Below are 2,938 nucleotides of genomic sequence, written 5' to 3'. Positions count from 1 at the left end.
TAGGATTCGGCACGTTCATCGCCGATTATTTTGGCTTGCTGAACGCTAGTTGCCAGAATCTCTGCAATGTATTTTTTATTACCAATTGTGGTCAAAGTCTGAGCAAAATTGATCCGTGCATAAATACCAGCTTGATTGGTAGGCAGCTTGGGGACTTGAGATTGGATTGTGGGTATTAATGACTTTGCTTCCGTGATGCGTTCGTTTTCGACCAGCAAACTCAGCTGATTAATCAGGGCTTGAACTTTGGCCAAAGGGTTTGGTGCAATTTTGGCAGCATTTTCATAATGAGCGATCGCGTCTTTAATATTACTTAACGACTTAGCAGTATTACTGAGGCTAAATTCCGTCAAACTAATTTCTAGAGGCAGTTGCAGACGTTGAGCGATTTCTAAGCTTTGTTGTAAGTTTGTCTGGGATAACTCAAGTTCGCTTAATTGTTGTAAGACATTCCACTATTTTTGCCGGAGAGATTTACTCGGTCAGCAGTCACTGTAATAATGCCCGCTTTGCCTTCGCTAGCAGTTTCAGTCGCTGTAGCGGAGACTCTGCCTCCGCTTTCAAGGGAGAGAGTTTTTGTTGTCAAATTCACATCTCCTGCTGTACCAAATCCAGAGGTGCTGGAACTAAGTTGAGCATTTTGATTCAGGGAGAGGGAGTCAGTAATAATATCAATGCTGCCTCCATTTCCTCTGGCTCCCTGTTGTACCTCGCTGAACACACCACTCCCGGTGCTAAACAAGACTCCATCGGGGGCGGTAATTTTTACATTACCAGCATTTCCTTGGCTCAAGGTACTAGAACGCACAGCAGTGCCATTGATGGCAGAAAAGAAACCCGTGGTGATATCGATAGTGCCACCATTTCCCACTGCCCCATTATCTACTGTCGTCAGAATTTTACTGTTATCAGCTAGGAAGCGAGAGTTAGCAGTTATTTTAGTTTGCCCAGCATTCCCTTCACCTATTATAGTTCTGCTCTCAATTGTGCTATCTAGTAGTGAGATTACATCAGCATCTAGGGTGATGTTTCCAGAGTCACCTCCACCAAGGGTTTTGCTGTTGAGTCTGCTATTATTTGCAATTTTAATTGAGTCAACAGCATCAATCGTTAGTGATCCACCCCCCTGATCGCTATCACCACTACGGAGCATGGAGTTATCAACCAAAACCGAGTTAGCAATTATGGTAATTGGTCCACCTCCATCACCTGAGCCACGACTGTCGATAAAGCTATCGTTGGTAATTGAGACAGAATCAGTAGCGGTGATGCTGAGTGCTCCGCCTTGACCTCCTTTGCCATAGCTGCTAACTCCTCCATCATTAATTTCTACAGAGCCATTAGTTGCAGCGATCGCTACTCTCCCATTACCTTGATTATTGCCCCTGCTGCTAACACCACTCCCATTCTTCATCGCAATTGACTCAGCAGTTAATGTGACTGCTTCAACTCCATTTACATAATAAAAATCTGCGTTCGTGATATTGCTATTGTCAAGTTCAATCTTTGTACCACCAGTTACCGTGATTGAACCAATTGAACGAACATTACTTTGTTTCCTATTAAGTCCGTAGATGCCACTATTCCTAAGTACGATTGGGCTACCAGTCACTTTGATTGGAGCAACATTGCCTTGACCAAAAGTTTCACCAGTGACATCGCTAGTTTCCAGATCCAAGCGCGAGCTAGCATTCAAGCTAATTGGACCAACATTGGCTGTACCGTAAGTTACGCCGTTTATTCGACTGTTGCGCCTCCATTTCCAGCACTGCCAGATGATGTGACCGTTCCTCTAGTTGTGTTAATGCCTCCTGTAATACTGGTGAGAGTAATGTCCCCACCATTGCCAGCACCAGCTGCTTGTGAGCTTATACCGCCTGTGCTAATGTTGCCCAAGGCAGTGAATGCGATCGCGCCGCCATTTCCCCCATTTCCTTTAAGGGCATAATTTGAGTACGAGACAGAATATAAATCGTCTATAAAAATACTACCTTTGGCAGCACGCAGGTTAATTGTTCCTCCATTTCCTGCTATGCCAGAATTAGCCTGCGAATATGAGTACAAACTGTTAGTGTAAATATTACCGTCAGTTGCAGTTAGGTTAATCGCGCCTCCATTTCCTGCATTATCAACAGCAGAGTTTGAGTAAGAGAACAAACCAGCAGTAGTAATGCTGTTAGCGGCTTTTAGACTAATCGCACCTCCATCTCCTGCAATGCCTTTAAAAGAAAGTGAGTAAGCATACGAATTACCAATGATGTTGATACCGTTGGTAGCGACGAGGTTAATTTCACCCCCTTTTTTCGCCGTGCCATTAGGAGAGAATGATGAAGTATTTAAGGCACCACTAACAAAAGCTCCAGGTTCAGCGTTAAAAGTATCAGCGATGTTGATACTATCAAAGGCTTGAAGATTAATTGCACCGCCATTTCCAGTATTACCAAAACCAGAGTATGAAGCAGAGAACAAACTACCAGTGTTGATGCTGCCTTTAGCGCTTAAGGGACTTCCAAAAAATAAAATCACCAATAAATAGAATGATAATCATTTTAGAAAGGGGAGGGAAGGAGCAGCCATTGGCTGCTCCTTCCCTCCCCCAATTGTAGTAAATTTAACTTAGATGCAAATTTTTGGGTATATAAGAGTGTTGATACAATTAACTGATTCATTGAAAAATCTTCTCAAAGAAACAGCAAATCAATTAAAGGGTGCAGCAAGACGACGTTTTCAAATTTTAGGGGGGGAGAAATCGGTTGCCGACCCCTAACTATCTAATTGGTATACAAAGCAGGTAAGGTGATATTGCACCTAACATCAGTAAAAAATTAGTGATAGTAAAATTGCCGCGTCATCGCCCACAACGAAAATTCAGTAACGCCAAACGAATAATTTTAGAATGTTCGCTCATTGAATGTGTCCATTGTGGTAAAGAGTTAGT

Annotated in this window: 2 protein-coding genes and 1 pseudogene; all 3 read right to left on the bottom strand. The window is 42.9% G+C overall.

Annotated elements, in window-relative coordinates:
* Positions 1-353: pseudogene (locus tag CDG79_RS40020) on the bottom strand (CHAT domain-containing protein); the annotation flags it as partial.
* Between the two features lie 80 nt (positions 354-433).
* Entirely contained in the window at positions 434-1,696 is a 1,263-nt protein-coding gene (locus CDG79_RS40015) for a hypothetical protein (RefSeq protein ID WP_094346982.1), read from the bottom strand.
* 41 nt (positions 1,697-1,737) lie between these two features.
* Positions 1,738-2,529, bottom strand: a complete 792-nt coding sequence (locus CDG79_RS40010; protein ID WP_223278659.1) for a hypothetical protein — start codon at positions 2,527-2,529, stop codon at positions 1,738-1,740.
* Positions 2,530-2,938 lie beyond the last annotated feature (409 nt).

The organism is Nostoc sp. 'Peltigera membranacea cyanobiont' 232 (assembly GCF_002245985.1).
Taxonomy (GTDB): Bacteria; Cyanobacteriota; Cyanobacteriia; order Cyanobacteriales; family Nostocaceae; genus Nostoc.
The sequence above is the reverse complement of the archived record's forward strand: the minus strand, read 5'-3'. Positions and strand labels throughout refer to the sequence as shown.